Source organism: Raineya orbicola (assembly GCF_002843425.1).
Lineage (GTDB): Bacteria > Bacteroidota > Bacteroidia > Cytophagales > Thermonemataceae > Raineya > Raineya orbicola.
Genome location: NZ_NKXO01000014.1, coordinates 39,957 through 66,315, shown reverse-complemented (window position 1 = coordinate 66,315; position 26,359 = coordinate 39,957). Strand labels below are relative to the sequence as shown.

The following is a 26,359-nucleotide window of genomic DNA, read 5'->3' as shown; positions in this document are numbered from 1 at the left end:
AGAAAAAAATTTTTTGTATATTTGCACCCTCAAAATTTAATCTAAAAACGAAGTTTGCAATGAACCACAAACATTACGAAACGGTATTCATTATTACTCCCGTCTTATCTGAAGAACAGATGAGGGATACCGTAGAAAAGTTCCGCAAAGTACTCGTAGATAATGGTGCTGAAATTATCCACGAGGAAAATTGGGGGTTAAGAAAATTGGCGTATCCTATTCAGCACAAAAGCACAGGCTTTTACCAACTTTTTGAGTTCAAAGCTCCTGTAAGCATTGTGAATACGCTTCACACTGAATACAGCCGTGATGAACGCATTATGCGTTATCTGACTACCGCTTTGGATAAATACGCTATCGAATACAACGAAAAACGCCGCAAAGGTTTGGTAGGAAAGAAAAAAGAGGCTCAAACAGTAGCATAAAAAAGGAGGAATTATGACACTCATCAATGAACCTATACACAGCACTAAGCAAGAAGCTAAAAAGAAATACTGCCGTTTTCGCAAAATGGGCATCAAATACATTGATTACAAAGATGCCGATTTCTTGCTCAAATTCGTAAATGAACAAGGTAAAATTTTACCTCGCCGTATCACAGGCAATAGCCTGAAATATCAACGTAAAGTGGCACAGGCTATCAAGCGTGCCCGTCATTTGGCTCTTTTGCCTTTTGTTACCGATGGTTTGAAATAATGTAAAATTTTTGATTATGGAAGTGATTTTGAAAGAAGACTACACAGGTCTTGGCTATAAAAATGATGTAGTTAAGGTAAAACCCGGTTTTGCTCGTAACTATCTTATTCCTCGTGGCATTGCGATATTAGCCACCGAAGGAAATAAAAAAATGCTTGCTGAAAATTTGAAGCAAGCCGCTCACAAAGCCGAAAAAATTAAAAATGAAGCTATCTCTTTGGCTGAACGTATCGGCGAACTAATGCTTGAAATTCCTGCAAAAGTGGGTGAAAGCGGTAAAATTTTTGGTTCTGTAACTACTACGCAAATAGCAGATGCTCTCAAAAAGAAAGGCTTTGAAATTGACCGCAAGAAAATTGCTATTGTGGGGGAAGCAAAAACTATTGGCGAATACAAAGCTGTTTTAGATTTGCATAGAGAAGTAAAACACACTATTGTTTTCAAAGTAGTAGCAGAGTAAAACCCATTATTTGCAAGATTTAAGGTGCGAAAATTTGCACTTGCAACTCCTGCAAAATAACAAAAATTTTAGGAGGATTGTACTTACAATCCTCTTTTTGCTTACTTTTGAGCTATGAAGCTATCTGTTGTTATTATCACTTTCAACGAAGAACAAAATATTCAGCGTTGTTTGGAATCGGTGCAAGCCGTAGCCGATGAAATTGTAGTGGTAGATTCTTTTTCTACCGATAAAACAGCTGAAATTTGTCAAAAATATCAAGTCCAATTTATTCAGCAAGCCTTTTTGGGGTATGTAGAACAAAAAAATTTTGCTAATGCCCAAGCCTCTTACGATTGGATTCTTTCGTTAGATGCCGATGAAGCCCTTTCTGAAAGATTAAAAAATGAAATTTTACAACTTAAAAAACAGGAAAATCCTAATGCTGACGCCTTTTCTATGCCTCGTCTTACAAACTATTTAGGCAAATGGATACGCCATACCGATTGGTATCCTGATAGACGTATTAGGCTTTTTAATAAAACCAAAGCTCACTGGACAGGTATCAATCCTCACGATTGTATTCAAATGCAAAACGCAAATTCACTTGTGAGCAAACTAAAAGGTGATATTTTGCATTATAGCTATTATTCTATTCACCAACACATTGCCCAACTCAATCATTTTACGAGTATAATGGCTGAAACCCTTGTAAAAAGTGGTAAAAAAGCCCCGCTTTACAAACTTTTTATCAATCCGATTTGGAAATTTTTGTATAGCTATGTTTTGCGTTTGGGTTTTTTAGATGGCTATTATGGTTTTGTCGTTTGTGCAGTTTCTGCTTTTGCAACCTTCACAAAATACTTAAAAATCAGAGAGTTATCAAAAAAATCAAAGAAAAATTAACCCATTTTTTACATATTTGGCAAAACAAGATTAGATTTGCATAGTTTTCGGTAAAAAAGCAAAACTATGACTTTTGGTGCCGCAGGTCTGATACCTATCTTTTTAGCTCTTTTTAGCTTGCTATTTCTGGTAGCCCTTTTAAGCTATAATACGCTCAAACGCACAAAAAAAACCTTGGAAGAGAATTTTGAAAACTACCTTCAAGCCATTCAAGAAAAAGCCCAAATAACAACTCATTTAGCGAATCTTATTCAAGCCAAAGGTGATTTTTTGCATACTTACGACCTCATTCTGAAACTTTGTAGCACCATACAAGGGATTGATGTTCCTGTAAAAGAACGCCTACGAGCAGAAAAATCTTTACAGAAAGAAATCGCCGTAATGCAAGAGCTTGCCCATAGTGTAACCGAACTTGTACAAGATGCGAATATTCAAAAAAAAGTCTCTGATTTACAAAATTCTGAAAACCAAACCGAACAGCTTTATCGCAAATATGCTTTTAGTCTCAAATACTACAACAATTTTACCCAAAAAATACCCTCTAAATGGGTAGCCCAAGTGGCTGGTTTTCGTAATCTTTCTTTGCAATGATTGGCTGGATTATTTTTTTCCTACTTTGTACCTTTTTACTTTGGAAAATACCCGCCCCAAAAAGAAAATTGTGGGCTTTTATTTTTTTATACAAGCTCGTTTTTCTGTGGCTATTTTTTTATGTTCATCAAAAATACTATTCGCACTATCAATGGGATTTTTGGCTTATTTTTTTAGATGCCTCCCAACTCTACGACCTGCTCTGGCAATCTCCCACAGAATTTTTACAAACCTTTTTTCATAAACCTATTTCATCTGAAAAATTTTATCTCTCCGAGCAACCCCGTGCCTTTTTTACTGCCAAATTATATTTGCCTTTTGTTCTTTTAACCCAAAAAAATTGGCTATTGAGCAGTTTATACGCTGTAATTTTGTACTTGATAGCTTTTTACTTTTTCGCTGAAACTTTATTAAAACTTTTCCCCAAATATGAAATTTTAGTGTATGGCTTAATGTTTTTACCTTCTCTGACATTTTGGGCTTCGGGAACTTCCAAAGAAATTTGGCTAATGGTATGTATTTGGGGTGTTTTTGCCTTGCATTTGCAAATATTTTATTTAGGCAAAAAATCCTTTTACCGATTTCTACTTATAGTCTTTTTGTTTTTTTTACTTTTGAAAGTAAAGTATTATTATGCTTTTGGTATTGCTTTTGCCTTGCTTACCGAACGTTTAATCTACTTTTGGCAAAACGAAAAATTTACAAAAAAATTGAAATGGGCTTTCTCTTTGCCAATTTTAATAAGTGTTGTACTACTTTCTTTTTTACACCCCAATTTGCATTTAGATTTTTTTCCGCAAGCCTTATACGAAAATTATAGACTGACCTTACAAGCCTCTCCGCAAGGTTCTGCCGTTGATTTGGATTTAGAACCTACTTGGAGTTCTTGCCTACTCAATAGTTACAAAGGTACTTGGATTGGAATTTTTGCACCTTTATCTTGGCAAGCTAAAAATACAACAATGCTTATGGCAAGCGTAGAAAATACAACTCTTGTAGCCTTAATGATTTTAAGTGTATTGCTCTTTTTCATTTATCACTTCACTATTCCCCAAAGAAATTTGTATTTAGCGGTAGCTTCTTTTTTATTTGTTTTGCTGATGGCAACTTTTTTGGGACTTTCTTCACCCAATTTTGGAGCTTTGAGCCGCTATCGGATAGGCTTTTCGTGGATACTCTGGCTATGGATTGGAATGATATGGGAAAAATGGCTCAAAACTAAAATCAAAACTCTACGAAAAAATTGATTTCTGCTTATTTTTTACTAAAATTGCCTCACAAATCTTTACAATTATGAGATACGCCCCTATTCCGCAAGCTCTATTTATTGAAAATCGTAAGAACTTTGCCAATAAACTTTATCCCGAATCGTTGGCGGTGTTTCATTCCAACGACATTATGCCCACCAATGCCGATGGCACTATGCCATTTCGCCAAAATAGCGACCTTTTTTACCTCACAGGCATTGACCAAGAAGATACTATCCTGATTATTTGCCCCGATGCCCGTGATAAAAAAATGCGTGAAATTCTTTTCATTAAAGAAACTAACGAACATATTGCCGTTTGGGAAGGTAAAAAACTCAGTAAAGAAGAAGCCCGCGAAATTTCAGGCATACAAAATGTGCAATGGGTCAGCGAGTTTGAAAAAATGCTCTCTTTACTCGCTTTTGAATCGGAAAATATTTATCTAAATACCAACGAACATACCCGAGCCGTTATTCAGGTAGAAACTCGCGATGCCCGTTTTATTAAATATTGCAAAGAAAAATTTCCCCTGCACAACTATAAACGTATTGCCCCCATAATGCACCGCTTGCGAGCCGTGAAATCGTCTTGGGAAATTTTCTTGATGAAAAAGGCTTGCCAAATTACCGAAAAAGGTTTTCGTAGAATACTACATTTCATTAAACCCGGTGTATGGGAATATGAAATTGAAGCAGAATTGATACACGAATTTATACGAAACCGCTCACGAGGCTTTGCGTATCAGCCTATTATTGCATCAGGTAAAAATGCCTGCGTACTGCATTACAACGCCAATAACCAGCAATGCCAAGACGGCGATTTGGTTTTGCTTGATGTAGCCGCTGAATATGCCAATTACGCCTCCGACCTTACCCGCACCGTACCTGTAAATGGACGTTTCACTCCTCGCCAAAGAGAAGTCTATGATGCCGTTTTGCGTGTAATGCGTGGAGCAAGAGTTATGCTCGTAAAAGGCAATAATTTAGAAAAATATCATAAAGAAGTAGGCAAAATGATGGAAAGCGAACTGATAGGCTTAGGTTTGCTCAAAAAACACGAAGTAGAATCCCAAGACCCCGAACACCCACTCTACAAGAAATATTTTATGCACGGCACTTCACATTTCTTGGGTTTAGATGTACACGATGTGGGTAGTAAATATCGTATTTTTGATGCAGGAATGGTCTTTACCTGCGAACCGGGCATTTATATTCCCGAAGAAGGTATCGGTATTCGTTTGGAAAATGATATTCTCATCACCGAAGACGGCAATATTGACTTAATGGAAAGCATTCCTATTGAAGCCGAAGAGATTGAAGAAATTATGAATAGTAAGCCCTAAAAAAATATGCGGGGGCTTCGCCTTTGGCGAAGCCCCCGCTACAAAAAAAACTTTACGACTGCTTCCATTTAATTGTGCAACCAATGGCTTTTACTTGAGCCTTGCTTACTTTTTTGCCTGATAGTAGATTATCTACTGCTTCCTCTACATAGCGTTCTTTTACCTGTGAAGCGTCTTTGGCATTGTCATCAATTGCTCCTACAAAGCGTACTATCCAATCTTTGCCTTTCTTTTCAAGCACAAACACGTGAGGGGTATTCGTTGCTCCGTAGGTTTTGGCAATTTCCTGCGTTTCATCTACCAAATAAGGGAAAGTAAAACCTTTTTCTTTGGCTCTTTCAATCATTTTTTCAAAGCTATCATCAGGCACACGGCTGGGGTCGTTGGGGTTGATAGCTACCACAGGATAGCCTTTGGGCTTATATTTGGCGTCCAAAGCGATAATTCTATCCTCGTACATTTTAGAAAAAGGACAATGGTTGCAAGTGAAAACCACTATTGCCCCTTTGGTAGCTTCGGGAAAGGTAGCCAAAGAAAGCATCTTGCCGTCAATGTTTTTAAGACTGAAATCACGGGCTTTGTCGCCGGGTTTGTAGCCATCGCCTGCGGGTTTGTTACTCCACAACAAAAACGCCACAAGCATTACAGAAAGCGAGGTGAAAAACTTGTTCATAACACTACAATTTTAAGGTTTAAGTAAAAAAATTATTTAGCATTCAACAAAACATTCAGTTCTTTTTCTAATTGCTCCCAAGTAAGCTCTTCGTTGAGAAAAACACGTTTTTTGCCCTTTTGAAGGATAGTCATAGGGATTGCCCCCTGCCAACGAGGCTCTACATCATCAATCCAAGTATTGTACTTGGTTTCGTCTAAAAGAAATGTATCAAAAGTTATTTCCTTTTTTTGCAAAATCTTTTTAGCTTTTTCTAAATCTTCTGCAAAATCCAAGCTAATGAGTACCACTTTCACCTTGCCTGCCCATTTTTCAGCAGTTTGCCTGAAAATAGGTAATTCCTTTACACAAGGAGCACACCACGAAGCCCAAAAATTATAGATAACAACCTCATTTTCAGAAGGCTTCAAAAGCTCTAAAAGTTCTTTCTTTTTAATAACCCTAATGTTTTGAGCAGAAAGCATTCCGACACTCCAAAAAAGTCCTACCACGAACAATAATTTTTTCATAAAATTTGTTGCAGATATAATGTTTTTTTACAAAAAACGTTTTATTTTGCAAAATAGTGTTTCAACAAGATTTTTTTTTCAGCACGCTAAACCATAAAAATATGGAAACTTTGCAAGAACCATTGCTGGAAACAGCTAACCACATTGTTGAAATAGTTGCTCGGCAAAAGGCTTTTTTCAAAACATACAAAACCTTGGATATATCTTTTCGCTTGCAAAAACTCAAAGATTTACAAAAAGCTATTTTAAGACACGAAGAGGCTATTTTTCAGGCTTTGGAAAAAGATTTTCGCAAATCAACATTTGAAACATTTGCCACTGAAATTGCTCTTATTCTTGATGAAATCAAGATAATGCTTGAAAATGTAAAGCTATGGGCAAAACCACAAGCAGTCAGAGGTTCGTGGCTTTTATTTCCTTCGGCAAGCTATCTGTACCCCGAGCCTTATGGCACGGTGCTTGTTATTGGAGCGTGGAATTATCCTTTACAACTAACACTATTACCTGCCATAGGAGCTATTGCCGCAGGCAATACCGTAATTATCAAACCTTCTGAACTTTCTGCAAATACTTCGGCAATCATAAAAACAATTGTTGCAGAAGTGTTTGACCCCGCCCACGTATGCGTAATAGAAGGCGGCGTAAATGAAACCCAAGCCCTTTTGAAAGAACGTTTTGATAAGATTTTTTTCACAGGTAGCACGGCAGTGGGCAAAATTGTAGCCAAAGCCGCCGCCGAATATCTTACCCCCGTAACTTTAGAACTGGGTGGCAAAAGTCCTTGCATTGTTGATGAAGATGCCGATTTAGAAGTTACCGCTCGCCGAATTGTATGGGGCAAGTTTGTGAATGCAGGACAAACTTGTGTTGCCCCCGACTACGTATTAGCTCATAGAAAAATTCGTAGTATGCTTATTCTTAAAATGAGCAAATACATTACCGAATTTTATGGCGAAAACCCACAAAATAGCCCCGATTATCCCCGAATTATCAACCAAAGACATTTTGAACGCTTGAAAAAATATTTAAGCAGTGGAAAAATTGTAAAGGGCGGTCAGATTGATGAACAGGAGCGTTTCATTGCCCCTACTATTTTAGATGATGTAACTTGGGAAAGTGAGGTGATGCAAGAAGAAATCTTTGGTCCTATTTTGCCCGTCATAGAGTTTTCGGATTTAGAAAAGTTGATAGAGGAACTACAATACAAAGAAAAACCCCTTGCCTGCTACTATTTTGGCAAAACAGAAAACAAGCAAGAATATGTATTAGAACATTTGGCTTTTGGGGGAGCTTGCATCAACGATACCGTAATGCACACGGCAAACCCTAATCTGCCTTTTGGCGGCGTAGGAAATAGCGGACAAGGAGGCTACCACGGCAAATTTAGCTTTGATACCTTCACACACTACAAATCGGTTGTGAAAAAACCTTTTTGGCTTGATGTTCCTTTGCGTTATCCGCCTTACAAAGGCAAATTAAATTTACTCAGAAGTGTTATCAAGTGGATATAAATACCAGTGAAGCCTACAAAGCAAGGTTTCACTTTGGTATTTCTGCAAAAATCAAAAATTCAAACCTTTGAAAAACTTTCTTACTTTATTCCTTTGCATTTTCTACTCACTTAATCTTTGGGCTCAAACAAGCGAAAAAGATAGTTTGGAGTTATTGCTAAAAACAAATCTTTCGGACACTACACGCATCAATACACTCAATCGTTTGGCTTTTTTGTATCGGAATAGTGATGTAAAAAGGGCTTTTACTTTAGCTAATCAGGCAAAAGAATTGGCTGAAAGAAATAATTATGAAAACGGATTGGCTGAAAGTTTGGGCTATTTGGGACTTTTGCATTACCGAGAAGGCAGACACGACCTTGCCGTAGAAGCCCATTTGAAATCTTTGCGTTTGTACGAAAAACTCAACAACAAGCGTTTTATAGCCTTTCGCTACAACGACCTCGCCAATGTGTATGTAGAGCAAGAATTTTATGATAAAGCCCGAGCCTATTTTAATCTTTCGCTGGCTATCAAAGAAGAAATCAAAGATGAAGATGGTATCGTTACTACACTGAAAAATATCGCTAACCTTTATGTTCATCAGAAAAACTATCACAAGGCTTTAGAAATTTCTTTACGTACCTTGCCCCGTGCTGAAAAAAATCGTAACGAAAAAACCATTGCAGACCTTTTGAGCTTTATTGCCGAATGTTATCTGCATCTGGATAGTTTAGAAAGGGCTTCAACCTATTACCAAAAAGCCTATCAGCTACGTCTCAAAACCAACGATTTATACACTATACCTCGCCTTCTGAATGGAATTGGCAGAATTGAATATAAAAAAGGCAATCTTGCCCAAGCTGAAGAGATTTATCTGCGTTCTATTGAAATAGCCAAGAAAAATAATATCAAAGTGGCTATCAAACGAGCTTATGAGTATTTAGCTGATTTGTATGAGCAAAAACAAGATTTCCACAAAGCCTTTCATTATGAAAAACTAGCAAATGCCTACAAAGATTCACTCTACAATCAAAAATCTAATGATAGAATTGGCGTTTTGCAATCTATTTTTGATGATGAAAAACGCCAAGCTGAATCCGAAAGAGAAAAGAAAATACAAGCCACCCAAATTCGTTTGCGAGATATTATTATTTTGGCTTCGTCTATTGTGGCTATCTTGCTTGCCTTATTGGCAGTAGCTCTTTGGCGAAACAACTTGGAAAAAACTGCCAAAAACAAGTTACTTTTTGAACAAAAACAAGAAATTGAGTTACAAAATCGCAATATTACAGCAAGTATTTTATATGCTAAACGAATTCAAGAAGCTATTCTACCGCCTGAAACAAACTTGCAAGAGGCTTTCAAAGATTGCTTTATATGGTATCAGCCCAAAGATATTGTGAGCGGTGATTTTTATTGGTTTTACGAAATAAAAGATAATACCAGTGAATTAAATGGTGAAAAAATCATAGCAGTAGCCGATTGTACAGGACACGGCGTGCCCGGGGGCTTTATGAGTATGATTGGTAATGACCTTTTGGATAGCCTCATCATTCAGAAAAGTATTTATGACCCTGCTCAAATACTCACAGAACTCAATCTCGCCCTCAACCAAGTACTCAACAAAGATATTACCCAAAATATAGACGGAATGGAAATTGCCATTTGCCGCATCAATACGCAAAAACGCTCTATCACCTATGCAGGTTCAATGATAAGCCTGTATCTTTCTGAAAATAAAAATCTTATTGAATACCAATCTGATAAATTTTATTTAGGTGGCAGAAATACCGAGTGGAATATTAGCGTAGCCTTTCACAATCAAGCAATCACTCTTGCTGATACAGAAAGCACTTTTTACCTTATTACTGATGGCTTCCAAGACCTACTCGGAGGTGAGAAATACAGAAAATTCAGTAATAAAAGATTAAAAAATTTACTTGCCAACATTCATTCACTTCCATTTGCAGAGCAAAAAAAGCATTTTATCAGTGCCTTTCAAGAGTGGAAGGGGAAATATGCTCAAACAGATGATATTCTTGTAATGGGTATTCAGGTATAAAAATCGCTTCTAAAACTTGTATGTTTTCGGCAAGATTTGTATGTTTGTTGAAAACATTTCTTATGAAAACTCTCTTTTGCCTTGTATTTTTGCTTTTTTCGTCTATTCTTTTTGCCCAAAACGGAGCAAAGAACGAAAAGGAACTTGCCCAAAGTTTTCTTAAAATACTTCAAACCCGAAATCAGCAAGATTTGCGAGCTATTTCTGCCCCTACTGAACTCTATCCGCTATTTGTTGAGATTTTCAAAGATAAAACCCAAGAAGAAATTCAAGGTATTTTAGCCAACGATAAAAATAGCTTACCAAACAAATTACAAAAAATTTTTCAACATTTTTCCGTTTTAGAAATAAATAATGAACAAATAGCCCTCCAAAAAATTGGCAAGCCTGAAGAGCTATACCTTGTTGCTCCCAACTATTACCAAATTCCTGTCCAAGTATCTTTGCAAAATACCATTGATACTATTTTTTTAGAAGCCTATAAACATAAAAAGCGTTGGTATCTGATAGATTTTACTTCGCCGCAAACCATTGCCTTACAAAATATTCTCAAAAAGCACGCTAAATATTCAATAGAACAATACAAAGAAATGCTGAAAAACTATTGGGAAAAAAAGGAATATTCAAGTTTACTAAGCATCATTGAAAAACTGAACTTGCTTGATGTGGAAGATGCTGAAACACTTTATTATGCAGGAATGGCTCATAAAGCCACAGGCGATACTACCAAAGCTCATAATCTCTTTCAAAGAGCTTACGCACTTTCTAACAATCAGCCTCCAGACCCTCCGTTAGCTTTTGAGTTATTTGAATTTTATGTAAATATCTCTTACTATACTGATGCTTATTCTTTCGGTGAAATCTGCCTCGACCAAGACTATCAACTCACCTCCGTTATCCCCAAAATATTGGATTTGATGGAAAAAGAAAAAAAAACCTATGTGCAAGAAGGAAGCAAATTACGCGATAACCCTTACATCTATGAAAACTACAAGAGAATTCTGGATAAGACTTACAGCAAAATAGAAACGCTCCCTCCACAAGATAAAATAAAAATTTTTATTTGGAAAGCAGAATTACTGATAGAAGTTGAAAAATGGTTAGAAGCCAAAGAATACCTTACAAAAGCTATCAGCATAGAACCTGAAAACTTTAATCTGCTTTACGAACTGGCTTGGCTTGAAAACGAAACTCAAAATTATACCAAAGCTCTTGAATACGCCCAAAAAGGCTATAAAATTAAAAAAGACCCTGAAATTCTTGCCGAAATGGCTTTTAGTAAGAAAAACATAAACGATTTCAAGGGAGCAATTGCTGATTACAATACACTTTTCGCAATGGGCGATGAATTTATCACTGCCCGCAAGCTCAAAAACCGAGGCGATTGCTACAAAATGCTAAAAGATAATAAACTCGCTTGTGCCGATTACAAAAAAGCAATGCAGATGGGTGAAAATGATGAAGAAATGCAAAATTGGTTGAAAAAAAATTGTAAGTAACTGAAAAAAATGGACTTATCCATCACCATATTGAACTTGCTTACCAAACTTTGCAACATACGTAAGCGTATGCGTTGGCAAATACGATGCAATTATGTAAGCCCCGAAGGTAATGCTATTTTCAATATACTTTTTTATGATAATTACTCCAACGAACTCTATGGCGATATTGCTTTTCAGCAAGGTGATGAGGCAGTTTTGTATTGTAAATTTGCAAGTTTTAATGAGTTTAGAAATAGCAACCTAACTGATTTACTTTTAGACTTAATCAATTATGAAAAATCGCTGCTCAGCACCGAAACAAAAAACTATGATTGAAAGTTATACGAAAAACTCAATTTTTTAACCTAAAAGCATACCCTTATGCTTGAATTATACAATACTACTACACTCAAATGTAGCAAACTTATTACCCAACATTATAGCACTTCTTTTACTTTGGGCATAAAAACACTCGCTAAACGTTTTCATTTGCCTATTTATGCTATTTATGGCTTTGTACGCTATGCCGATGAAATTGTTGATACCTTTCACCAGCACAACAAAAAAGAACTTTTAGAGCGTTTTCGTAAAGATACTTTTGATGCTATTGCAGAAAAAATTAGCCTCAATCCCGTTTTACATTCTTTTCAACTCGTTGTAAATCAGTACCAAATAGAACAAGAACTCATTGAAGCGTTTTTGCATAGTATGGAAATGGATTTGTACTTCAAAGAATACAACGATTCCAAATACAAAGAATACATTTACGGCTCTGCCGAAGCGGTAGGGCTTATGTGCCTGCGTGTTTTCTGTGAGGGAAATAACGAAATGTATGAAAAACTCAAAGAGCCTGCTCGCAGTTTGGGTTCGGCATTTCAGAAAATCAACTTTTTACGCGATTTGCGTAGCGATTATTACGAAAGAGGTAGAACTTATTTCCCCGAAGTCAATTTTGAAAAATTTGATGAAAAAGCCAAAAAACTCATAGAAGCCGATATACAAAAAGATTTTGACGAAGCCTATAAGGGCATTGTACAACTGCCCAAAGGAGCCAAAATGGGAGTATATTTGGCTTATGTGTATTACACTACGCTTTTCAAGAAAATCAAAGCCCAACCTGCCGAAACTATTATGCAAAAACGCATACGCGTACCCGATTTACATAAATTTACACTTCTGCTCAAAAGCTACTTTAAGTTTCAGTTAAATGCTATTTAGCAAGCGATTAAAGTTCTTGTTCAAAATTTTTTGTTTTTTTTGCAAAAATCTGATAAAAAATTTATTTTTGTCAAAACAACATTTTTGCTTTTTTGATACTATGCCCAAAACTTACTCTTATGACCATTGAAATTTCAAGAAGTGATAAAAGAACTACTTTCTTTATTGTTGCTTTGGTGGTTCTGGCTATTGTTAATATCATCTTGGTATATCTGATGATGCAGAGCAAGCAAGAAAGCATTGAAAAAGATATTTTCATTGAAAAGCAAAAAGCAGAACTTGAAGACAAAAGTTCAAAACTGGATTCTGTAAGTAGAGAATTGGATATCCGTATTGCAGAAGCCAAAAAGATGAACCGAGATTATCAAGCCCTGCTAGAACTCCAAGAGCAACTCAAAAAAGATATTGCCAATGCTCGCAGTTCGTCCAATAACATTGATGTAGATAAACTTGTGGAGCAGTATGATGCCAAAATCAGAGATTATGAGAACCTCTTGGCTCAAAAAGAAGGTGAAATAAAGACCCTACAAGGTGAAAAAAACGAACTTTCTAAAAAAGTTACTCAAAGCGAAACTGAAAAAAAACGTTTAGCTGACTCAATGAGTAACATACAAAAACAAAAAAAGGATTTAGAGGCTACCCTTGCCAAAGCCGCTATATTGCGTGCTGAAAGCATTAAATTAGAAGGTTTAGATGAAAAAGGGAAATCTGATGATGACGGCAATTTCAAAGCAAAAAGACTTGCCAAACTGAAAATCAATGTGAAAATTATGGAAAATAATGCCGCTAAGGCAGGTAGTAGAAATATTTACGTTCGTATCATTGAGCCTTCGGGTGCAGTAATGGTTGGTGCCGATGGCGGTAGATTTGCCGATGCCAATGGAAAAGAAATGAATTATACTACACTTCATACTTTTAATTTCAATAACGAAGGAAGCCGTAATACCGAAGTAATCTTCCGAAAAGGCAATCAGTTTCAGAAAGGCACTCACCTTGTTGAGTTGTATTGTGAGGGGCAACTACTCGGCAAAACTTCTTTCAGTGTCAATTAACGACTATTCACGCAAATAGCTCTGCCTATTTTTTCGTAAAAAACGAATAGCCACTTTCAAAACAAAACGAATAAGCCAAAAATAAAAGCGTGTAAAAATATTACGCCTCTTGTAGGCATATTGCACCAAAACACTTTCAGCAGTAAATGTTTTTTGCAAATCTTTTCGTAAAAGCTGAATAAAGTTAGGCTCCGTAGTGGCTACATTCATTTCTACACTCATATACTCGCTAATAGCATTCAGATTATACGAGCCAACGGTAGCCCAAGTATCATCTACAAGCATCACTTTGCCGTGAACTACACTGGGCAAATATTCATAAATTTGTATGCCTGCTTTTTCAAGTTCTGCATACAAATACTCCGTGGCTTTTTTGAAAAACTGCACATCTGAAATCGCTGAAAGTAAAATTTTTATCTTTACGCCTTCCTTTGCCTTGCGAATAAACAATCGACGTAAAGATTTATTGGGCAAAAAGTAACTGGCTACTATCCAAATTTCATTTTGAGCTTTGGCAATAGCCTCTCGGTAAGCTCGGGCGATTTCTTTTTTACCTCTGATAAAATCTTGTTGTAAAAGAAAAATGTAATTGTTTTGAATAAAAACATCTCGTTGATATTTTTTATTCCAAAACTGCTGACAAATCCAAAAACATTGTCTCACGATTTCTCCTTCCAAAAGTACGGCAAAGTCCAACCACTCTTTTCTACCTACTCCTGCATATTTGTTGGCAATGTTGATACCTCCAATGAGGGCAAACTTCATATCAGAAACCACTATTTTCTGATGTAACCTTCTGCCGAAACGCAGTCTGAAAATCTGAAAAGGAGAAAAAGTGCGAATTTGTACCCCTTGCGAAAGTAAATTTTTTTTGAACTTTTTACTAAGCTCTTTTGAGCCAAAATCATCTACCAATACACATACTTTTACGCCTTCTTGGGCTTTTTGGATAAGAATTTCGGCAATTTCTTTGCCTGTTTCGTCTTCTTCAAAGATGTAGGTTTGCAGATGTATGCAATAGCGAGCCGCTTGAAGTATATTTTTGAGCGTTTCAAAATATTCTTTGCCGCTATGAACCAACTGAACTTTATCTCTGAACTCACTCATTTTCAACAAAAAATTATTTTTTGCCGAAAATTCCTTGCTCTATCAAGCCTATCCAAATGTGAATGATTTTGATATGAATTTCTTGGATACGGTCGGCATAGCCAAAATGCGGCACACAAATAACGTAATCAGCCATTTGAGCTAATTTTCCGCCATCTTTGCCCGTAAGGGCTATGCTGATAATGCCTCTTTGACGAGCCACCTCAACAGCTTTCAGTACATTAGGCGAATTACCACTTGTGCTAATTGCCACCAAAACATCGCCTTCTTTTCCTAAGGCTTCTATAAAGCGTGCATACACTTGCTCAAAGCCGTAATCATTGCCTACGCAAGTGATGTGTCCGCTATCCGAAATAGCCAGTGCAGGCAAAGCAGGACGATTCTCACGATACTTTCCGCTCAATTCTTCTGCAAAGTGCATTGCATCGCAATGCGACCCCCCATTACCACAAGCTATTATTTTCCCTCCTTGCTGAATGGTATTTATCATTACTTGAGCGGTTTGAGCAATAGCCTGCAAATTCTTTTCATTCTGAAAAAAATCTTTAAGCACTTTTTGTGCTTCTTGCCATTCTGAATTGATAAAATCTACCATTGTAGTAATATTAAAAGCAACACGACTGACTTGTAAGACCTTTGCAATATCTCGTGTGCCACTATTTATTAGTAACACACTCACTATCAAATGTTTAATTTTAGGGTCTGCTCCTCGTACCGATAAGCCTGTTGAAACTGCTTACCACAAAATTTACACAAAAAAATTTTGTTTTGCTTCTTTTTTTATGATCATTTTTCACTACCCTTGTATTGACAATGAGGGCAGTTTACTTTTGTGAATGAATACTTCGCACATATTACAAAAATACGCCCTCTTTGTCTTTTACTAAAATATCATACAATCTTTACCACAAACGAATTTTTTTAGAATTTATATTCACATACTCTTGTAAAGTTTGAAGCAATTGCTGATTTTCTTCTTTTGTTCCTACGCTGATACGCAAACACCCCGCCGCAACTTTTACCCTATTGCGAACAATAATTTTCTGCGAAAGCAAATACTCAAATATATTTTGTGCATTTCGCATTTTTACAAGCAAGAAATTGGCATCAGAGGGATAAATTTTTTCAACGAAATCAAATGCGGTAAGTTTTTTTTCCAAAAACTTTCTTTGTTCTAAAATTCGCTCTACCATTTCATTTTTGAAGCGTTCATATTGCAAGCTATCCCAAACTAAATCTTGCGTAGTTTTGCTGATATTGTAAGGCGGTTTGATTTTATTGAGTACGGCAATAATTTCAGAGTGAGCAAAAGCCATTCCCAAACGTAAAGCCGCCAGTCCCCAAGCCTTCGAAAAAGTTTGAATAAGCACCATACGAGGGTATTTTTCAAGCATTGGTAGCCACGAAGCCTGTGGAGAAAAATCTATGTATGCTTCATCTATGAGTGTAATTCCTTTGAAAGTTTCTAAAATTTCAGTAATTGCCTCTTGCGAAAGCAAATTGCCACTCGGATTATTAGGCGAACAGATAAATATAATTTTAGTCTGTGGCGTAATTGCTTTTTTTACTGCTTCTAAATCAATATGAAAATTAGTATCCAAAGGCACTTTTTGCACAGCTACGGCATTGATATTGGCACTTACTTCATACATTCCATAAGTGGGAGGCATAATCAGGATACTTTCTCTGTAAGGCTCGCAAAAAGCCCGAATCAGCAAATCAATCGCTTCATCACTACCATTACCCAAGAAAATATTTTCAGGTTTTACTCCCTTGATGACGGCTAATTTTTCTTTAATTTTTTTCTGGTACGGGTCGGGATAGCGGTTATACATAGCCGCCGTAACCGACCCAATAGGATTTTCATTCGCATCTAAAAAGATTCCTTCCTCTCCGCTATACTCATCACGAGCCGAAGAGTAAGGCTCTAATTTTGCAATATGAGGGCGTAAAAGATGTTGAATAAACATTCAAAAGCAAAATTCTTACGTGTTTCACTAAAAAATTAAAACTCTGCCCCTTTGGGATAGCGAGGAAACGGAATTACATCACGAATATTGCCCATTCCTGTAACAAACTGCACAAGACGCTCAAAACCTAATCCAAAACCGCTATGCGGTGCAGTTCCAAATTTGCGTGTATCCAAGTACCACCAAAGTTCTTGCGTAGAAATACCCAACTCTTCCATTCGGTTTTTGAGCTTTTCATAGTTTTCCTCTCTTTGCGAGCCTCCAATGATTTCGCCTATACCTGGGAAAAGCACGTCCATAGCCCTCACGGTTTTACCATCTTCATTTTGCTTCATATAAAAAGCCTTAATTTCCTTGGGGTAATTTGTAAGAATTACAGGCTTTTGGAAATGTTTTTCTACCAAATATCTTTCGTGCTCGCTTTGTAAATCTATGCCCCATTTTACTTCAAACTGAAATTTCTTTTTCTTGTGATAAGGCGAGGCAAGCAAAATCTCAATCGCTTCGGTATAAGTAAGACGCTCAAAAGGATTTTGTGTTACAAATTTCAACTTTTCCAGAAGTGGCATTGGGCTTCTTTCCTCTTGTTTTTTGCTTTTTTCTTCGTCTAAAAGCCTTTTTTCTAAAATGTCCAAGTCTTCAGCACAATGCTCCAAAGCATAACCAATAACATACTTGACAAAATCTTCTGCCAAATCCATATTGTCTTGTAATTCGTAAAAAGCCATTTCGGGTTCAATCATCCAAAATTCGGCAAGATGGCGAGTGGTGTTAGAATTTTCAGCACGAAACGTAGGACCAAACGTATAAACTTTGCCCAATCCCAAAGCCATAAGTTCTGCTTCCAACTGCCCCGAAACGGTCAGATTTGTACTTCTGCCAAAGAAATCTTGCTTGAAATCTACTTCTCCTTGCTCATTTTTAGGAATGTTTTGCAAAGGTAAAGTAGTTACCTGAAACATTTCACCTGCTCCTTCGGCATCGGAGGCAGTAATGATAGGCGAATGGACATAATAAAAGCCATTATCGTTGAAATACTTGTGAATAGCATATGCCAAAGTGTGCCTGATACGAAACACCGCTCCAAAAGTTGCTGTACGACTACGCAAATGAGCATTTTCACGCACAAATTCCAAGCTATGTTTTTTAGGTTGAAAAGGATATTCGTTGGGGTTTGCCAAGCCGTAAATTTCGATACTTTCAGCAAGTACCTCTCGGTCTTGTCCTTTACCTGCTGAAGCTACGAGCTTTCCTTTTACGTGCAGGCAAGCTCCTACCTTGATGGGTGCTACTTGCTCACGAGGAATTTTATTGAAATCTACAACAATTTGCAACGTTTTAGGCGTAGAGCCATCGTTCATCACAATAAAAGCAACTTCGCCGCTATCTCTTTCGTTTCTTACCCACCCTTTTACGCTTACTTCTTGGTTTTGGATAGGAATTTGCAACAAATCTTTAATGGTTTGTTTCATAACTGCTAAATTTGAGCCTCAAAATTAAGCATTTCCAAATTTTTTTGAGAAAATCATAAATTTTTTTTGAAAAAAATTTGCAGATACAGAAAAAAGCAGTACCTTTGCAACACTTTTGAAGCCTCCTTAGCTCAGCTGGTAGAGCAACTGACTTGTAATCAGTAGGTCGCTGGTTCGATCCCGGCAGGGGGCTCAAAAAAATAGCACTTACAAAAAATTGATGTAAGTGCTTTTTTCTTTTTGCCTTAAATTATTACACCAATGCTCAAAAATTTTATCATAATTTTTATACTTGCTCTGGTTTTCTTTTCTTGCAAAGACCCCAACACCCTTTTTGAAGCCAACCAAAGCCTTAAAAATGGCGAATGGTTTTACGAAAATCCTCTTGCTTTTGAATTTGAAATTCAAGATACTACCAAAAGTTACACGCTTTATTACAATGTTCGCAATGAAGTAAATTATGCCTATTACAACCTATTCGTAACCTATTATATGCACTACCCCGATGGCAAAAAAATAGATTCCTTGCTAATGGATATTACGCTTTTTAATCCTAAAACAGGCGAACCTTACGGCGAAGGAACGGGCGGTATTCGTGAGCATCAATTACCTGCTTTTCGGAATTTCAAATTCTCTCAAAAAGGCAAATATAAATATGTTTTCAAACAATATATGCGACAAAACCCGCTCAAAGGCATACTTTCTATGGGCTTACGAGTAGCCTACACTACCCCCGAAGAAATTGAAGAAATGAAAGCCTACGAAGCAGAAAAAGCAAAAAACAAACCCAAAAGCATTTTTTCAGAAAGAAAAAATACGCCAGATAGCACAAAGAAGCAATAAAATAAGAGCAAAAGGAGTTAGCACTTTCCAAGCCAGATAGGTGAGTTGGTCTATACGCAAACGCGGGTAAGTCCAGCGAGCAATGATTTGCAGAAAAATCACTACAAGCGTCTTGGAGCAAAGCCAAAAAATTGCCCAAAAGGCACTGCTATTTGTCCATTCAGCAAGAGGCAAACGAGGTAAATTAGGCAAAGGACTGAGCCAACCACCCCAAAAAAGCATCACACCAAGCATACTGACAAGTATCATCATTGTGTATTCTGCTAAAAAGAAAATCGCAAACCGAAAGCCTGAGTACTCGGTATGAAACCCACCAATAATTTCAGATTCGCCTTCGGGCAAATCGAAAGGAGCACGGTTGCATTCAGCAAGCGTAGCAATGAAAAAAATAACATACACCAAAAAAAGTAAGGGCATTTTAAATATGTTCCAAGTGAGAACTCCACCCACATCAGTAACCTCTATCCCCAAAGCCGAAATTCCAAATAAGTATATTTTTTCAGGACTTGCCGTACTTTGCAAACGAACAATTTCCCTTACATCTAAACTTTGCGAAAGCACTACCACACACAAAACCGAAAGCACCAAAGGCACTTCGTATGAAACAATTTGAGCCACAGAACGCATAGCCCCCAAAAGTGAAAATTTATTGTTGGAAGCCCAGCCCGCCATCAGTAAGCCCACTACATCAAGCGAAACCACTGCAAGCAAGAAAAACACTCCTACGTTCAAAGCCGAAGCCTGCCAAGTAGCCGTAAGTGGTAAAACCGCCATTCCTGCAAATACCGCAGGAAAAATGATTATAGGGGCAAGCAGAAATAGTTTTTTATCAACACTCAAAGGCACAATATCCTCTTTTTGTAGTAATTTTAGCAAATCTGCAATAGGTTGCAAAGTGCCAAATTTTCCTACTTCGGTAGGTCCCATTCGGTCTTGCACAAAAGCCGCTATTTTGCGTTCAGCGTAAAATGCCACAAGCACCAAAACAAGCACCAAACCCAAATATGAAACAAAATACAAGAAACTTTCTACTATCATTTTTGGCTTTTTAGGAAAGTTACCTATTTTTGCGACAATTTTACAAAAAAAATCATCAAAAAAGCGAGAAAATTATGAAAATAGCCGTAGTCGGAACGGGTTATGTAGGTTTAGTTACGGGTACCTGCCTTGCAGAAACAGGTAATACCGTTACTTGTGTAGATATCAACGAAGAAAAAGTCAAAAAGTTGCAATCGGGCGTTATACCTATTTACGAACCCGGTCTGGATATACTTTTCAACCGAAATACAGCTCAAGGAAGGCTCAAATTTACTACCAGCCTTGCCGAAGGCATTGAAGAAGCAAAGATTATTTTCTTGGCTTTGCCAACACCTCCCGATGAAGATGGCTCTGCGGATTTGAAATATATTTTGGGCGTAGCCGATGACTTAGGCAAACTTATCAAAAATTATGTAGTAGTGGTGGATAAAAGTACCGTACCCGTAGGCACTGCTGAAATGGTACGTGAAAGAATTGCCAAAAATGCTACTTGCGAGTTTGATGTAGTTTCAAACCCTGAATTTTTGCGTGAAGGCGTAGCCGTAGAAGATTTTATGAAACCCGATAGAATTGTTATTGGGACAAGTTCCGAAAAAGCTAAAAAAATTATGGAGCAGTTGTATTTGCCATTTGTAAGGCAAGGTAATCCCATTATTTTTATGTCGGAACGCTCTGCAGAAATGACCAAATACGCCGCCAATGCCTTTTTAGCTACCAAAATTACTTTTATGAATGAAATCGCTAATCTTTGCGAAAAAGTAGGAGCAAATGTAGATGATATTCGCAGAGGCATAGGAGCAGACTCGCGTATAGGAAAGCGATTTTTGTTTGCAGGCGTAGGCTATGGAGGAAGTTGTTTTCCCAAAGATGTGCAGGCACTTGCCAAAACCGCCGAAGATAACCAGTATGATTTCAAAATCCTAAAATCTGTAATGGCGGTCAATACCTCACAAAAAACCAAACTCATTGAGCCACTCAAAAACTACTTTAGCGGAAATTTGAAAGATAAGCAAATTGCTGTTTGGGGACTTGCTTTCAAACCTTATACTGATGATATTCGTGAAGCTCCTGCCTTGGATAATATTCGTATTTTATTAGAACTTGGGGCAAAAGTGCGTGCCTATGACCCCGAAGCTATGAACAATGTAAAACAACTGCTCGGCGATAAAATTGAATATGCTGAAAGCCCTTATGGTGCTTTACTGAATTCTGATGCACTTTTAATAATGACCGAGTGGCCCGTATTCCGTACCCCTGATTTTGAAGTGGTAGCTTCTCTGCTCAAAAACAAGGCGATTTTTGATGGTAGAAATCTTTATGAACCCAAAGAAATGCAAGAAATGGGTTTCTATTATGTAAGCATTGGCAGATAAAAATACGAGATTGAGGCAAAAACTTAACTTTCAGCCTCAATCTCCAAATATTCAACACACTTTCACAAGCTCGCTGAAAATTTTTATCATTGCGGGTTGTGCCTTTTGTGCGGCGGCGATTACATCTGATATTCCTACTTTTCTGATTTTACTTTCGTGTCCTACGTCAGTAATTACTGATATAGCAAAGCAACGCATTCCTTGATGATTGGCTACAATTACTTCGGGAACCGTACTCATACCTACTACATCGCCTCCAATAATACGAAGAAACTTGTATTCGGCTTTGGTTTCCAAATTAGGACCTTGCACGCTCACATATACGCCTTTATGATAGCGTATGCCTTCCTTTTGAGCAATTTTTTCAGCCTCTTCAATCAATTTTTTATCATAGGCTTCGCTCATATCAGGAAACATTGGTCCCAGTTTGGGGTAAGGGTTTCCTCGCAAAGGATTTTCAGGCAAAAGATTGATATGGTCGGTAATGATAAATAAATCACTTACTTCCATATATTCGTGCAAGCCTCCCGAAGCATTAGAAACAAGCAGAGTTTCTACTCCCAAAAGTTTCATCACACGCACAGGGAAAGTTACTTGTTCCATAGAATAGCCCTCGTAATAATGAAACCTTCCTTGCATTATCATCACTTCTTTGCCTGAAAGCCTGCCGATAATAAGTTTGCCTTTATGGCTTTCTACGGTGGAAACAGGAAAATTAGGGATACTACCATAAGGAATGGTTTGCTCTATTTCTACGTGATTTACCAACTCTCCCAACCCTGTTCCAAGTATAATGGCAATTTTAGGCTTAAATTTGAGTTTATTTTCTAAAAATTTACTGGTTTCTAAAAGTGCTTCCATAAAAAACTTGAATTAGTTGCAAAATTGTCATTAAATCTTGGCAAAATTTCTTTTGCCCAAAAAATACCTAAAAGTTTGTAAAATGATTTTCAAATCTAAAATGAAAGATACATTTTCGGCATAATAAGCGTCTAAATTAGCTTTTTCGGTGAAAGGAGCATCTTTGGGCAATTGGAGTTGAGCAATTCCTGTGATACCGGGCAAAACATTGTGGCGTTTTTGCTGGTAAGTGTTGTAATGCGGTACATATTCCATAAGTAATGGTCGGGGACCTACCCAACTCATTTCACCTTTCAAAATATTGAGCATTTGAGGCAATTCATCAAGATTGGTTTTACGTAAAAATCTACCCAATGAAGTTGCTCGCTCCTCGTCTGTGCCTTCTGTATCTTTGAGAGTGCGAAACTTGTAGATTTTGAAGGGCTTGCACTGATAACCCGGACGTACCTGAACAAAAAAAACTTTTCCTCTTTGTGTAAGCAAAAGCAGAAAAAAAACTGCCACAAACAAGGGCAGTAAAACAGGTACGAATAATAACGTCAGAATTTTATCTAACAAAGGTTTGCCAAATTTTTTATAGAACATTTATTTTTGCAAGAAAATTCGTTTGGTACTATTGTTACGAGCATTGCCCACCTCAACCAAAAACACTTCGGAACGATTATTACTCATATCAAATTCTCGCATATAACGACCTTTCTGATTAGAAACATCTTGAGCAACCTGATTGCCAACCATATCATATACTTTTACATAGATAGGATTTCCGTCAGGATTTTCAAAAAACACTGCAAAACGGCGTGGGGCAGTCAAACGAACTTCAAAATCAATATTTTTAGGATTGACAAAAGTTTCTTGTTCAGGCTCAAAGTTCATAGTTTCTTTTGCCCACACTTCAAAGCCTAAAAGTAAGCAGGAAAGTACAATAATGTAAAGTTTTGTTTTCATTTGGTTCAAGGTTTTCAAAACACACTTTTTCGTAAACAAGTTACTGCAAATCTCTTGCCAAATGACACAAATACTACGATTTTTTTACTGAAAAGTGTAAATGAACATTCGGTTCGTAGTAAAAAGATAAATGCGAGTTGAAGTCAGTAGAAAAAAATCTTTGTAGTTGTGTTCAATAGGCAAACTTATTTTACGTTCTACATTCCTTTTATAAAGATGTTGCAAATATAGCGTTTTTTCTTGTAAATACGCAATATGCTCACCCCAAAAATTGATAAAATTTATGTTACGAATTTGCAAATTTTTTTTGAAATTTCCAAAATTATCAAAGAAAAAAATGCCAAAATTTTTATCTACTAAAAAAACCTGATTTTGGTATTCACGCAGAAAGGTTATCTGATAGTTTTGAGCAGGAAAAAGCAAATCGCAAGGGGTACGCACAAGAACCTGCTGATTGCGAAAGTCGTATTTTTTGAGGCTAAAATCTTGGTCATCAAAAATCCATACATAGCCATCGTTGCTGTAATTGAGCAGGCGAGCAAATCCTATTTGTTCGGAGTGCAATGTGTAAGTTTCAGTAGGAGTTAGAAAGCGATTGAGCCAAGTAAAACGCTGTAAATCTTTATAGAAAGCTAATATTTTTAGCCCTTTCCAAGCCTCCAAAATGTGAATAGTTGCAGGCTGTTCAGGGGCAAATCGCCTGATACTATCACCATTTTCATTGTAATGCGTAATATTTCCTTGCAAATCGGCAAGAAAAATATTGCCGTAAATATCCATTGAAACGGCTTGTGGCTCAGCTATTGGAATTTGTTTCAAGAGTTGTATTTGGGCAAAAATATTTTGGGTAAGAAGCAAAGATAAGCCAAGAAAACCCCTAAATAGGCGTAGAAACGCAAAAATTTGCGTTTCTACCGAAAAAAAAGAAAACGTAAAGTAAGCAATATTTCTACCAGCCCAAGACATAGGCAAAAATCAGTGGAGCAACAATGGTTGCATCGCTCTCAACGACATATTTAGGGGTTTTGATGTCTAATTTTCCCCAAGTAATTTTCTCATTCGGAATAGCCCCCGAATATGAACCATAAGAAGTAGTAGAATCGCTAATCTGACAGAAATAACTCCAAAAAGGAACATCGTGCCATTCTAAATCCTGATACATCATTGGCACAACGCAAATCGGGAAATCGCCTGCTATGCCACCGCCAATCTGGAAAAATCCAACACCTTTACCTCCGCTATTTTTTCTGTACCAATCAGCAAGCCAAACCATATACTCAATGCCACTTTTCATTGTGCTGGCTTTTACATCACCTTTTATCACATAGCTTGCAAAAATATTGCCCATTGTGCTATCCTCCCAACCTCCTACTACAATAGGCAAGTTTTTTTGAGCCGCCGCTACCATCCAACTATCTTTGGGGTCTATTTCGTAATAAGGTTCTAAGACTCCGCTCAAAATCATCTGATACATAAATTCGTGAGGGAAATAGCGTTCTCCTGCCTCATCAGCTTTTTTCCAAAGCTGAAAAATATGCTTTTGCAACTTGCGAAAAGCCTCCTCTTCAGGTATGCAGGTATCTGTTACACGATTTAGCCCCTGTTCCAAAAGTTCCCACTCCTGTTCAGGCGTGAGGTCGCGGTAGTTAGGTATGCGTTTGTAATGCGAATGAGCAACCAAATTCATCAAATCCTCTTCCAAATTTGCCCCTGTGCAAGAAATAATATGCACCTTATCTTGGCGTATCATTTCGGCAAGTGAAACGCCGAGTTCGGCTGTACTCATAGCCCCTGCGAGCGTAATCATCATTTTGCCACCTTCATTCAGATGTTTTACATAGCCTTGTGCCGCATCTTTGAGTGCAGCAGCGTTGAAGTGCCTGTAATGATGCTCTATAAATTGTGAAATTGCTCCCATAACAAATTGTTTTAGATTTTTTGCAAACATACGAAAAAAATATAGCTTTGTGCCAACTTTTTAATTGCTGTTTTTTTTTACTTTTTGGGTTACCTTTTCAAAAGTTTGGTATTAAAAGCGTGTTTTAACTTAAACCCCCTACTCGTATGAAAAAGATTTTGATGCTTCTCACCCTTGCAGGCGTTATGACTTTTGCCGCTTGCGACAAAAAAGAAGAAAAGAAAGAAGAAACCAAAACTGAAAACACTGGCTCTGAACAAAAAACTGAGCAAAAAGAAGAGAAAAAGCCTGAAATTGTAGAAGAGAAAAAAGACACTACCAAGAAAAACTAACAATTCGCTTTTAACTCTGATAGGTTTCTGTAAATCTATCAGAGTTAAATTTTTCTTAACCCTAAACCCGTTTTATGCTTATGAAAAAGCTATTTTTAATGCTCGCTATTGCTGGAATGGTGGCTTTTGGTGCTTGCAAAGCCGATGAAGAAACCCAGAAAAAACAACAAGAAGCTAACGACCCCGCCAAAGTGCAACAAGAGGCTGGTGAAATGCCTGAATTTGATGAACAAGGCAATCCTATTGAAAAGAAAAAAGACGATGCCTCTGCTACTACTCCCGCAGATACTTCTAAAAAACAAGTAGAAGTAAAAGATGAGAAAAAAGGCGATGAAGCCAAAAAAGATATGAATAAAAAAGATGAGAAAAAACCCGAAGGCGGTAAAACTGAAAAACCTTAATAAAAAATTTTCAAAATTTTTGGGTTACCTTTTCAGTAACTTGGTATAAAAAGCAAATTTCAAAATAAAACTTAGTTTTTAACCTTTAAAACCCTAAAAAACAATGAAAAAGTTATTTTTAATGTTCGCAGTAGCTGGTATGCTTACTTTTGCCGCTTGTGGTGGTGAGAAAAAAGAAGAAGTTAACACTGAAAACAAAACTGAACAAAAAGCAGAAGAGCAAAAACCTGCTGAACAACAGCAACAACCTGCTCCTGAGCAAACTCAACAACAGCCTGCTGCTGACTCTGCTAAAAAAGCTGAAGCTCCTGCTGATGCTAAAAAAGAAGCTCCTAAAGCTGAAGAAAAACCTGCTGAGAAGAAGTAATTTTTCTTGCGGCTTACTAA

At 37.1% G+C, this 26,359-nt stretch carries 30 protein-coding genes and 1 tRNA gene; 19 read left to right on the top strand and 12 right to left on the bottom strand.

Annotated elements, in window-relative coordinates; all coding sequences use genetic code 11:
- Positions 1-59 precede the first annotated feature (59 nt).
- The 7 genes from rpsF to Rain11_RS05635 all read left to right on the top strand — a co-directional run bounded on the left by rpsF (position 60) and on the right by Rain11_RS05635 (position 5,221).
- The gene (gene rpsF, locus Rain11_RS05665; protein ID WP_101358375.1) at positions 60-425 is read left to right on the top strand and encodes a 30S ribosomal protein S6; all 366 of its coding nucleotides are present in this window, start codon (positions 60-62) and stop codon (positions 423-425) included.
- A gap of 13 nt (positions 426-438) precedes the next feature.
- Entirely contained in the window at positions 439-696 is a 258-nt protein-coding gene (gene rpsR, locus Rain11_RS05660) for a 30S ribosomal protein S18 (protein ID WP_101358374.1), read from the top strand.
- Positions 697-712: 16 nt separating this feature from the next.
- Complete coding sequence (gene rplI, locus Rain11_RS05655; protein ID WP_101358373.1) at positions 713-1,156, top strand: 50S ribosomal protein L9; 444 nt, start codon at positions 713-715, stop codon at positions 1,154-1,156.
- Between the two features lie 114 nt (positions 1,157-1,270).
- Positions 1,271-2,041: a glycosyltransferase family 2 protein gene (locus Rain11_RS05650; RefSeq protein ID WP_101358372.1), complete on the top strand. Its 771-nt coding sequence runs from the start codon at positions 1,271-1,273 to the stop codon at positions 2,039-2,041.
- Between the two features lie 66 nt (positions 2,042-2,107).
- Positions 2,108-2,632: a hypothetical protein gene (locus Rain11_RS05645; protein WP_101358371.1), complete on the top strand. Its 525-nt coding sequence runs from the start codon at positions 2,108-2,110 to the stop codon at positions 2,630-2,632.
- Positions 2,633-2,700: 68 nt separating this feature from the next.
- On the top strand, positions 2,701-3,879 hold the full coding sequence (locus Rain11_RS05640) for a hypothetical protein (RefSeq protein WP_133121520.1): 1,179 nt from the start codon (positions 2,701-2,703) through the stop codon (positions 3,877-3,879).
- A 46-nt stretch (positions 3,880-3,925) separates the two neighbouring features.
- A complete protein-coding gene (locus tag Rain11_RS05635; RefSeq protein WP_101358369.1) occupies positions 3,926-5,221 on the top strand; it encodes an aminopeptidase P N-terminal domain-containing protein in 1,296 nt (431 codons plus the stop codon).
- A 52-nt stretch (positions 5,222-5,273) separates the two neighbouring features.
- On the opposite strand, the gene Rain11_RS05630 is transcribed toward Rain11_RS05635, so the two are convergent.
- Together Rain11_RS05630 and Rain11_RS05625 are read right to left on the bottom strand one after the other, a co-directional pair.
- Positions 5,274-5,894 carry a thioredoxin family protein gene (locus Rain11_RS05630; protein ID WP_101358368.1) on the bottom strand — a complete coding sequence of 207 codons (621 nt, stop codon included), beginning with the start codon at positions 5,892-5,894 and terminating at the stop codon, positions 5,274-5,276.
- Between the two features lie 32 nt (positions 5,895-5,926).
- The gene (locus tag Rain11_RS05625) at positions 5,927-6,403 is read right to left on the bottom strand and encodes a TlpA family protein disulfide reductase (RefSeq protein WP_101358367.1); all 477 of its coding nucleotides are present in this window, start codon (positions 6,401-6,403) and stop codon (positions 5,927-5,929) included.
- Positions 6,404-6,459: 56 nt separating this feature from the next.
- Here Rain11_RS05625 and Rain11_RS05620 point away from each other — a divergent pair, with 56 nt between their 5' ends.
- The 6 genes from Rain11_RS05620 to Rain11_RS05595 all read left to right on the top strand — a co-directional run bounded on the left by Rain11_RS05620 (position 6,460) and on the right by Rain11_RS05595 (position 13,709).
- Positions 6,460-7,914 carry an aldehyde dehydrogenase gene (locus Rain11_RS05620; RefSeq protein WP_262502162.1) on the top strand — a complete coding sequence of 485 codons (1,455 nt, stop codon included), beginning with the start codon at positions 6,460-6,462 and terminating at the stop codon, positions 7,912-7,914.
- Between the two features lie 67 nt (positions 7,915-7,981).
- Positions 7,982-9,958, top strand: a complete 1,977-nt coding sequence (locus tag Rain11_RS05615; RefSeq protein WP_101358366.1) for a tetratricopeptide repeat protein — start codon at positions 7,982-7,984, stop codon at positions 9,956-9,958.
- Positions 9,959-10,020: 62 nt separating this feature from the next.
- On the top strand, positions 10,021-11,457 hold the full coding sequence (locus Rain11_RS05610; protein WP_133121519.1) for a tetratricopeptide repeat protein: 1,437 nt from the start codon (positions 10,021-10,023) through the stop codon (positions 11,455-11,457).
- Positions 11,458-11,466: 9 nt separating this feature from the next.
- On the top strand, positions 11,467-11,775 hold the full coding sequence (locus tag Rain11_RS05605) for a hypothetical protein (protein ID WP_101358364.1): 309 nt from the start codon (positions 11,467-11,469) through the stop codon (positions 11,773-11,775).
- A gap of 45 nt (positions 11,776-11,820) precedes the next feature.
- Positions 11,821-12,657, top strand: a complete 837-nt coding sequence (locus tag Rain11_RS05600) for a phytoene/squalene synthase family protein (RefSeq protein ID WP_101358363.1) — start codon at positions 11,821-11,823, stop codon at positions 12,655-12,657.
- Positions 12,658-12,776: 119 nt separating this feature from the next.
- The gene (locus tag Rain11_RS05595; RefSeq protein WP_101358362.1) at positions 12,777-13,709 is read left to right on the top strand and encodes a coiled-coil domain-containing protein; all 933 of its coding nucleotides are present in this window, start codon (positions 12,777-12,779) and stop codon (positions 13,707-13,709) included.
- A 3-nt stretch (positions 13,710-13,712) separates the two neighbouring features.
- Here the strand turns inward: Rain11_RS05595 and Rain11_RS05590 are convergent, their stop codons facing one another.
- The 4 genes from Rain11_RS05590 to asnS all read right to left on the bottom strand — a co-directional run bounded on the left by Rain11_RS05590 (position 13,713) and on the right by asnS (position 18,258).
- On the bottom strand, positions 13,713-14,816 hold the full coding sequence (locus Rain11_RS05590) for a phospholipase D-like domain-containing protein (RefSeq protein ID WP_101358361.1): 1,104 nt from the start codon (positions 14,814-14,816) through the stop codon (positions 13,713-13,715).
- Between the two features lie 13 nt (positions 14,817-14,829).
- Positions 14,830-15,411: a D-sedoheptulose 7-phosphate isomerase gene (gene lpcA, locus Rain11_RS05585; protein ID WP_101358360.1), complete on the bottom strand. Its 582-nt coding sequence runs from the start codon at positions 15,409-15,411 to the stop codon at positions 14,830-14,832.
- 307 nt (positions 15,412-15,718) lie between these two features.
- The gene (hisC, locus tag Rain11_RS05575) at positions 15,719-16,786 is read right to left on the bottom strand and encodes a histidinol-phosphate transaminase (RefSeq protein WP_101358358.1); all 1,068 of its coding nucleotides are present in this window, start codon (positions 16,784-16,786) and stop codon (positions 15,719-15,721) included.
- 35 nt (positions 16,787-16,821) lie between these two features.
- A complete protein-coding gene (gene asnS / locus Rain11_RS05570; RefSeq protein WP_101358357.1) occupies positions 16,822-18,258 on the bottom strand; it encodes an asparagine--tRNA ligase in 1,437 nt (478 codons plus the stop codon).
- 120 nt (positions 18,259-18,378) lie between these two features.
- Here asnS and Rain11_RS05565 point away from each other — a divergent pair.
- Together Rain11_RS05565 and Rain11_RS05560 are read left to right on the top strand one after the other, a co-directional pair.
- Positions 18,379-18,451 (top strand) — tRNA-Thr (locus Rain11_RS05565).
- A 68-nt stretch (positions 18,452-18,519) separates the two neighbouring features.
- On the top strand, positions 18,520-19,101 hold the full coding sequence (locus Rain11_RS05560; RefSeq protein WP_101358356.1) for a gliding motility lipoprotein GldH: 582 nt from the start codon (positions 18,520-18,522) through the stop codon (positions 19,099-19,101).
- On the opposite strand, the gene Rain11_RS05555 is transcribed toward Rain11_RS05560, so the two are convergent.
- Positions 19,060-20,139, bottom strand: a complete 1,080-nt coding sequence (locus Rain11_RS05555) for a complex I subunit 1/NuoH family protein (RefSeq protein ID WP_101358355.1) — start codon at positions 20,137-20,139, stop codon at positions 19,060-19,062. The genes Rain11_RS05560 and Rain11_RS05555 overlap by 42 nt on opposite strands.
- A gap of 74 nt (positions 20,140-20,213) precedes the next feature.
- Between Rain11_RS05555 and Rain11_RS05550 the strand changes: the two genes are divergently transcribed.
- Positions 20,214-21,512 carry a UDP-glucose dehydrogenase family protein gene (locus Rain11_RS05550; RefSeq protein WP_101358354.1) on the top strand — a complete coding sequence of 433 codons (1,299 nt, stop codon included), beginning with the start codon at positions 20,214-20,216 and terminating at the stop codon, positions 21,510-21,512.
- Between the two features lie 51 nt (positions 21,513-21,563).
- On the opposite strand, the gene Rain11_RS05545 is transcribed toward Rain11_RS05550, so the two are convergent.
- The 5 genes from Rain11_RS05545 to Rain11_RS05525 all read right to left on the bottom strand — a co-directional run bounded on the left by Rain11_RS05545 (position 21,564) and on the right by Rain11_RS05525 (position 25,239).
- Positions 21,564-22,373, bottom strand: a complete 810-nt coding sequence (locus Rain11_RS05545) for a purine-nucleoside phosphorylase (RefSeq protein ID WP_101358353.1) — start codon at positions 22,371-22,373, stop codon at positions 21,564-21,566.
- A 30-nt stretch (positions 22,374-22,403) separates the two neighbouring features.
- The gene (locus Rain11_RS05540) at positions 22,404-22,958 is read right to left on the bottom strand and encodes a sugar transferase (RefSeq protein ID WP_101358352.1); all 555 of its coding nucleotides are present in this window, start codon (positions 22,956-22,958) and stop codon (positions 22,404-22,406) included.
- Positions 22,959-23,321: a hypothetical protein gene (locus Rain11_RS05535; RefSeq protein WP_101358351.1), complete on the bottom strand. Its 363-nt coding sequence runs from the start codon at positions 23,319-23,321 to the stop codon at positions 22,959-22,961.
- 84 nt (positions 23,322-23,405) lie between these two features.
- Positions 23,406-24,287: a hypothetical protein gene (locus tag Rain11_RS05530; protein WP_101358350.1), complete on the bottom strand. Its 882-nt coding sequence runs from the start codon at positions 24,285-24,287 to the stop codon at positions 23,406-23,408.
- Entirely contained in the window at positions 24,271-25,239 is a 969-nt protein-coding gene (locus tag Rain11_RS05525; RefSeq protein WP_101358349.1) for a deoxyhypusine synthase family protein, read from the bottom strand. The genes Rain11_RS05530 and Rain11_RS05525 overlap by 17 nt, the downstream gene beginning before the upstream one ends.
- Positions 25,240-25,385: 146 nt before the next feature.
- Between Rain11_RS05525 and Rain11_RS05520 the strand changes: the two genes are divergently transcribed.
- The 3 genes from Rain11_RS05520 to Rain11_RS05510 all read left to right on the top strand — a co-directional run bounded on the left by Rain11_RS05520 (position 25,386) and on the right by Rain11_RS05510 (position 26,339).
- A complete protein-coding gene (locus tag Rain11_RS05520) occupies positions 25,386-25,571 on the top strand; it encodes a hypothetical protein (protein ID WP_101358348.1) in 186 nt (61 codons plus the stop codon).
- Between the two features lie 80 nt (positions 25,572-25,651).
- Complete coding sequence (locus Rain11_RS05515; protein WP_133121517.1) at positions 25,652-25,972, top strand: hypothetical protein; 321 nt, start codon at positions 25,652-25,654, stop codon at positions 25,970-25,972.
- Positions 25,973-26,075: 103 nt separating this feature from the next.
- Complete coding sequence (locus tag Rain11_RS05510; protein WP_133121516.1) at positions 26,076-26,339, top strand: hypothetical protein; 264 nt, start codon at positions 26,076-26,078, stop codon at positions 26,337-26,339.
- The last annotated feature ends 20 nt before the right edge of the window (positions 26,340-26,359 follow it).

Coding starts and splice junctions, on each gene's coding strand:
- rpsF (WP_101358375.1), top strand. CDS start 60: ATGAACCACAAACATTACGAAACGGTATTCATTATTACTCCCGTCTTA.
- rpsR (WP_101358374.1), top strand. CDS start 439: ATGACACTCATCAATGAACCTATACACAGCACTAAGCAAGAAGCTAAA.
- rplI (WP_101358373.1), top strand. CDS start 713: ATGGAAGTGATTTTGAAAGAAGACTACACAGGTCTTGGCTATAAAAAT.
- Rain11_RS05650 (WP_101358372.1), top strand. CDS start 1,271: ATGAAGCTATCTGTTGTTATTATCACTTTCAACGAAGAACAAAATATT.
- Rain11_RS05645 (WP_101358371.1), top strand. CDS start 2,108: ATGACTTTTGGTGCCGCAGGTCTGATACCTATCTTTTTAGCTCTTTTT.
- Rain11_RS05635 (WP_101358369.1), top strand. CDS start 3,926: ATGAGATACGCCCCTATTCCGCAAGCTCTATTTATTGAAAATCGTAAG.
- Rain11_RS05630 (WP_101358368.1), bottom strand. CDS start 5,894: ATGAACAAGTTTTTCACCTCGCTTTCTGTAATGCTTGTGGCGTTTTTG.
- Rain11_RS05625 (WP_101358367.1), bottom strand. CDS start 6,403: ATGAAAAAATTATTGTTCGTGGTAGGACTTTTTTGGAGTGTCGGAATG.
- Rain11_RS05610 (WP_133121519.1), top strand. CDS start 10,021: ATGAAAACTCTCTTTTGCCTTGTATTTTTGCTTTTTTCGTCTATTCTT.
- Rain11_RS05605 (WP_101358364.1), top strand. CDS start 11,467: ATGGACTTATCCATCACCATATTGAACTTGCTTACCAAACTTTGCAAC.
- Rain11_RS05600 (WP_101358363.1), top strand. CDS start 11,821: ATGCTTGAATTATACAATACTACTACACTCAAATGTAGCAAACTTATT.
- Rain11_RS05595 (WP_101358362.1), top strand. CDS start 12,777: ATGACCATTGAAATTTCAAGAAGTGATAAAAGAACTACTTTCTTTATT.
- Rain11_RS05590 (WP_101358361.1), bottom strand. CDS start 14,816: ATGAGTGAGTTCAGAGATAAAGTTCAGTTGGTTCATAGCGGCAAAGAA.
- lpcA (WP_101358360.1), bottom strand. CDS start 15,411: ATGGTAGATTTTATCAATTCAGAATGGCAAGAAGCACAAAAAGTGCTT.
- hisC (WP_101358358.1), bottom strand. CDS start 16,786: ATGTTTATTCAACATCTTTTACGCCCTCATATTGCAAAATTAGAGCCT.
- asnS (WP_101358357.1), bottom strand. CDS start 18,258: ATGAAACAAACCATTAAAGATTTGTTGCAAATTCCTATCCAAAACCAA.
- Rain11_RS05560 (WP_101358356.1), top strand. CDS start 18,520: ATGCTCAAAAATTTTATCATAATTTTTATACTTGCTCTGGTTTTCTTT.
- Rain11_RS05555 (WP_101358355.1), bottom strand. CDS start 20,139: ATGATAGTAGAAAGTTTCTTGTATTTTGTTTCATATTTGGGTTTGGTG.
- Rain11_RS05550 (WP_101358354.1), top strand. CDS start 20,214: ATGAAAATAGCCGTAGTCGGAACGGGTTATGTAGGTTTAGTTACGGGT.
- Rain11_RS05545 (WP_101358353.1), bottom strand. CDS start 22,373: ATGGAAGCACTTTTAGAAACCAGTAAATTTTTAGAAAATAAACTCAAA.
- Rain11_RS05540 (WP_101358352.1), bottom strand. CDS start 22,958: ATGTTCTATAAAAAATTTGGCAAACCTTTGTTAGATAAAATTCTGACG.
- Rain11_RS05535 (WP_101358351.1), bottom strand. CDS start 23,321: ATGAAAACAAAACTTTACATTATTGTACTTTCCTGCTTACTTTTAGGC.
- Rain11_RS05530 (WP_101358350.1), bottom strand. CDS start 24,287: ATGTCTTGGGCTGGTAGAAATATTGCTTACTTTACGTTTTCTTTTTTT.
- Rain11_RS05525 (WP_101358349.1), bottom strand. CDS start 25,239: ATGGGAGCAATTTCACAATTTATAGAGCATCATTACAGGCACTTCAAC.
- Rain11_RS05520 (WP_101358348.1), top strand. CDS start 25,386: ATGAAAAAGATTTTGATGCTTCTCACCCTTGCAGGCGTTATGACTTTT.
- Rain11_RS05515 (WP_133121517.1), top strand. CDS start 25,652: ATGAAAAAGCTATTTTTAATGCTCGCTATTGCTGGAATGGTGGCTTTT.
- Rain11_RS05510 (WP_133121516.1), top strand. CDS start 26,076: ATGAAAAAGTTATTTTTAATGTTCGCAGTAGCTGGTATGCTTACTTTT.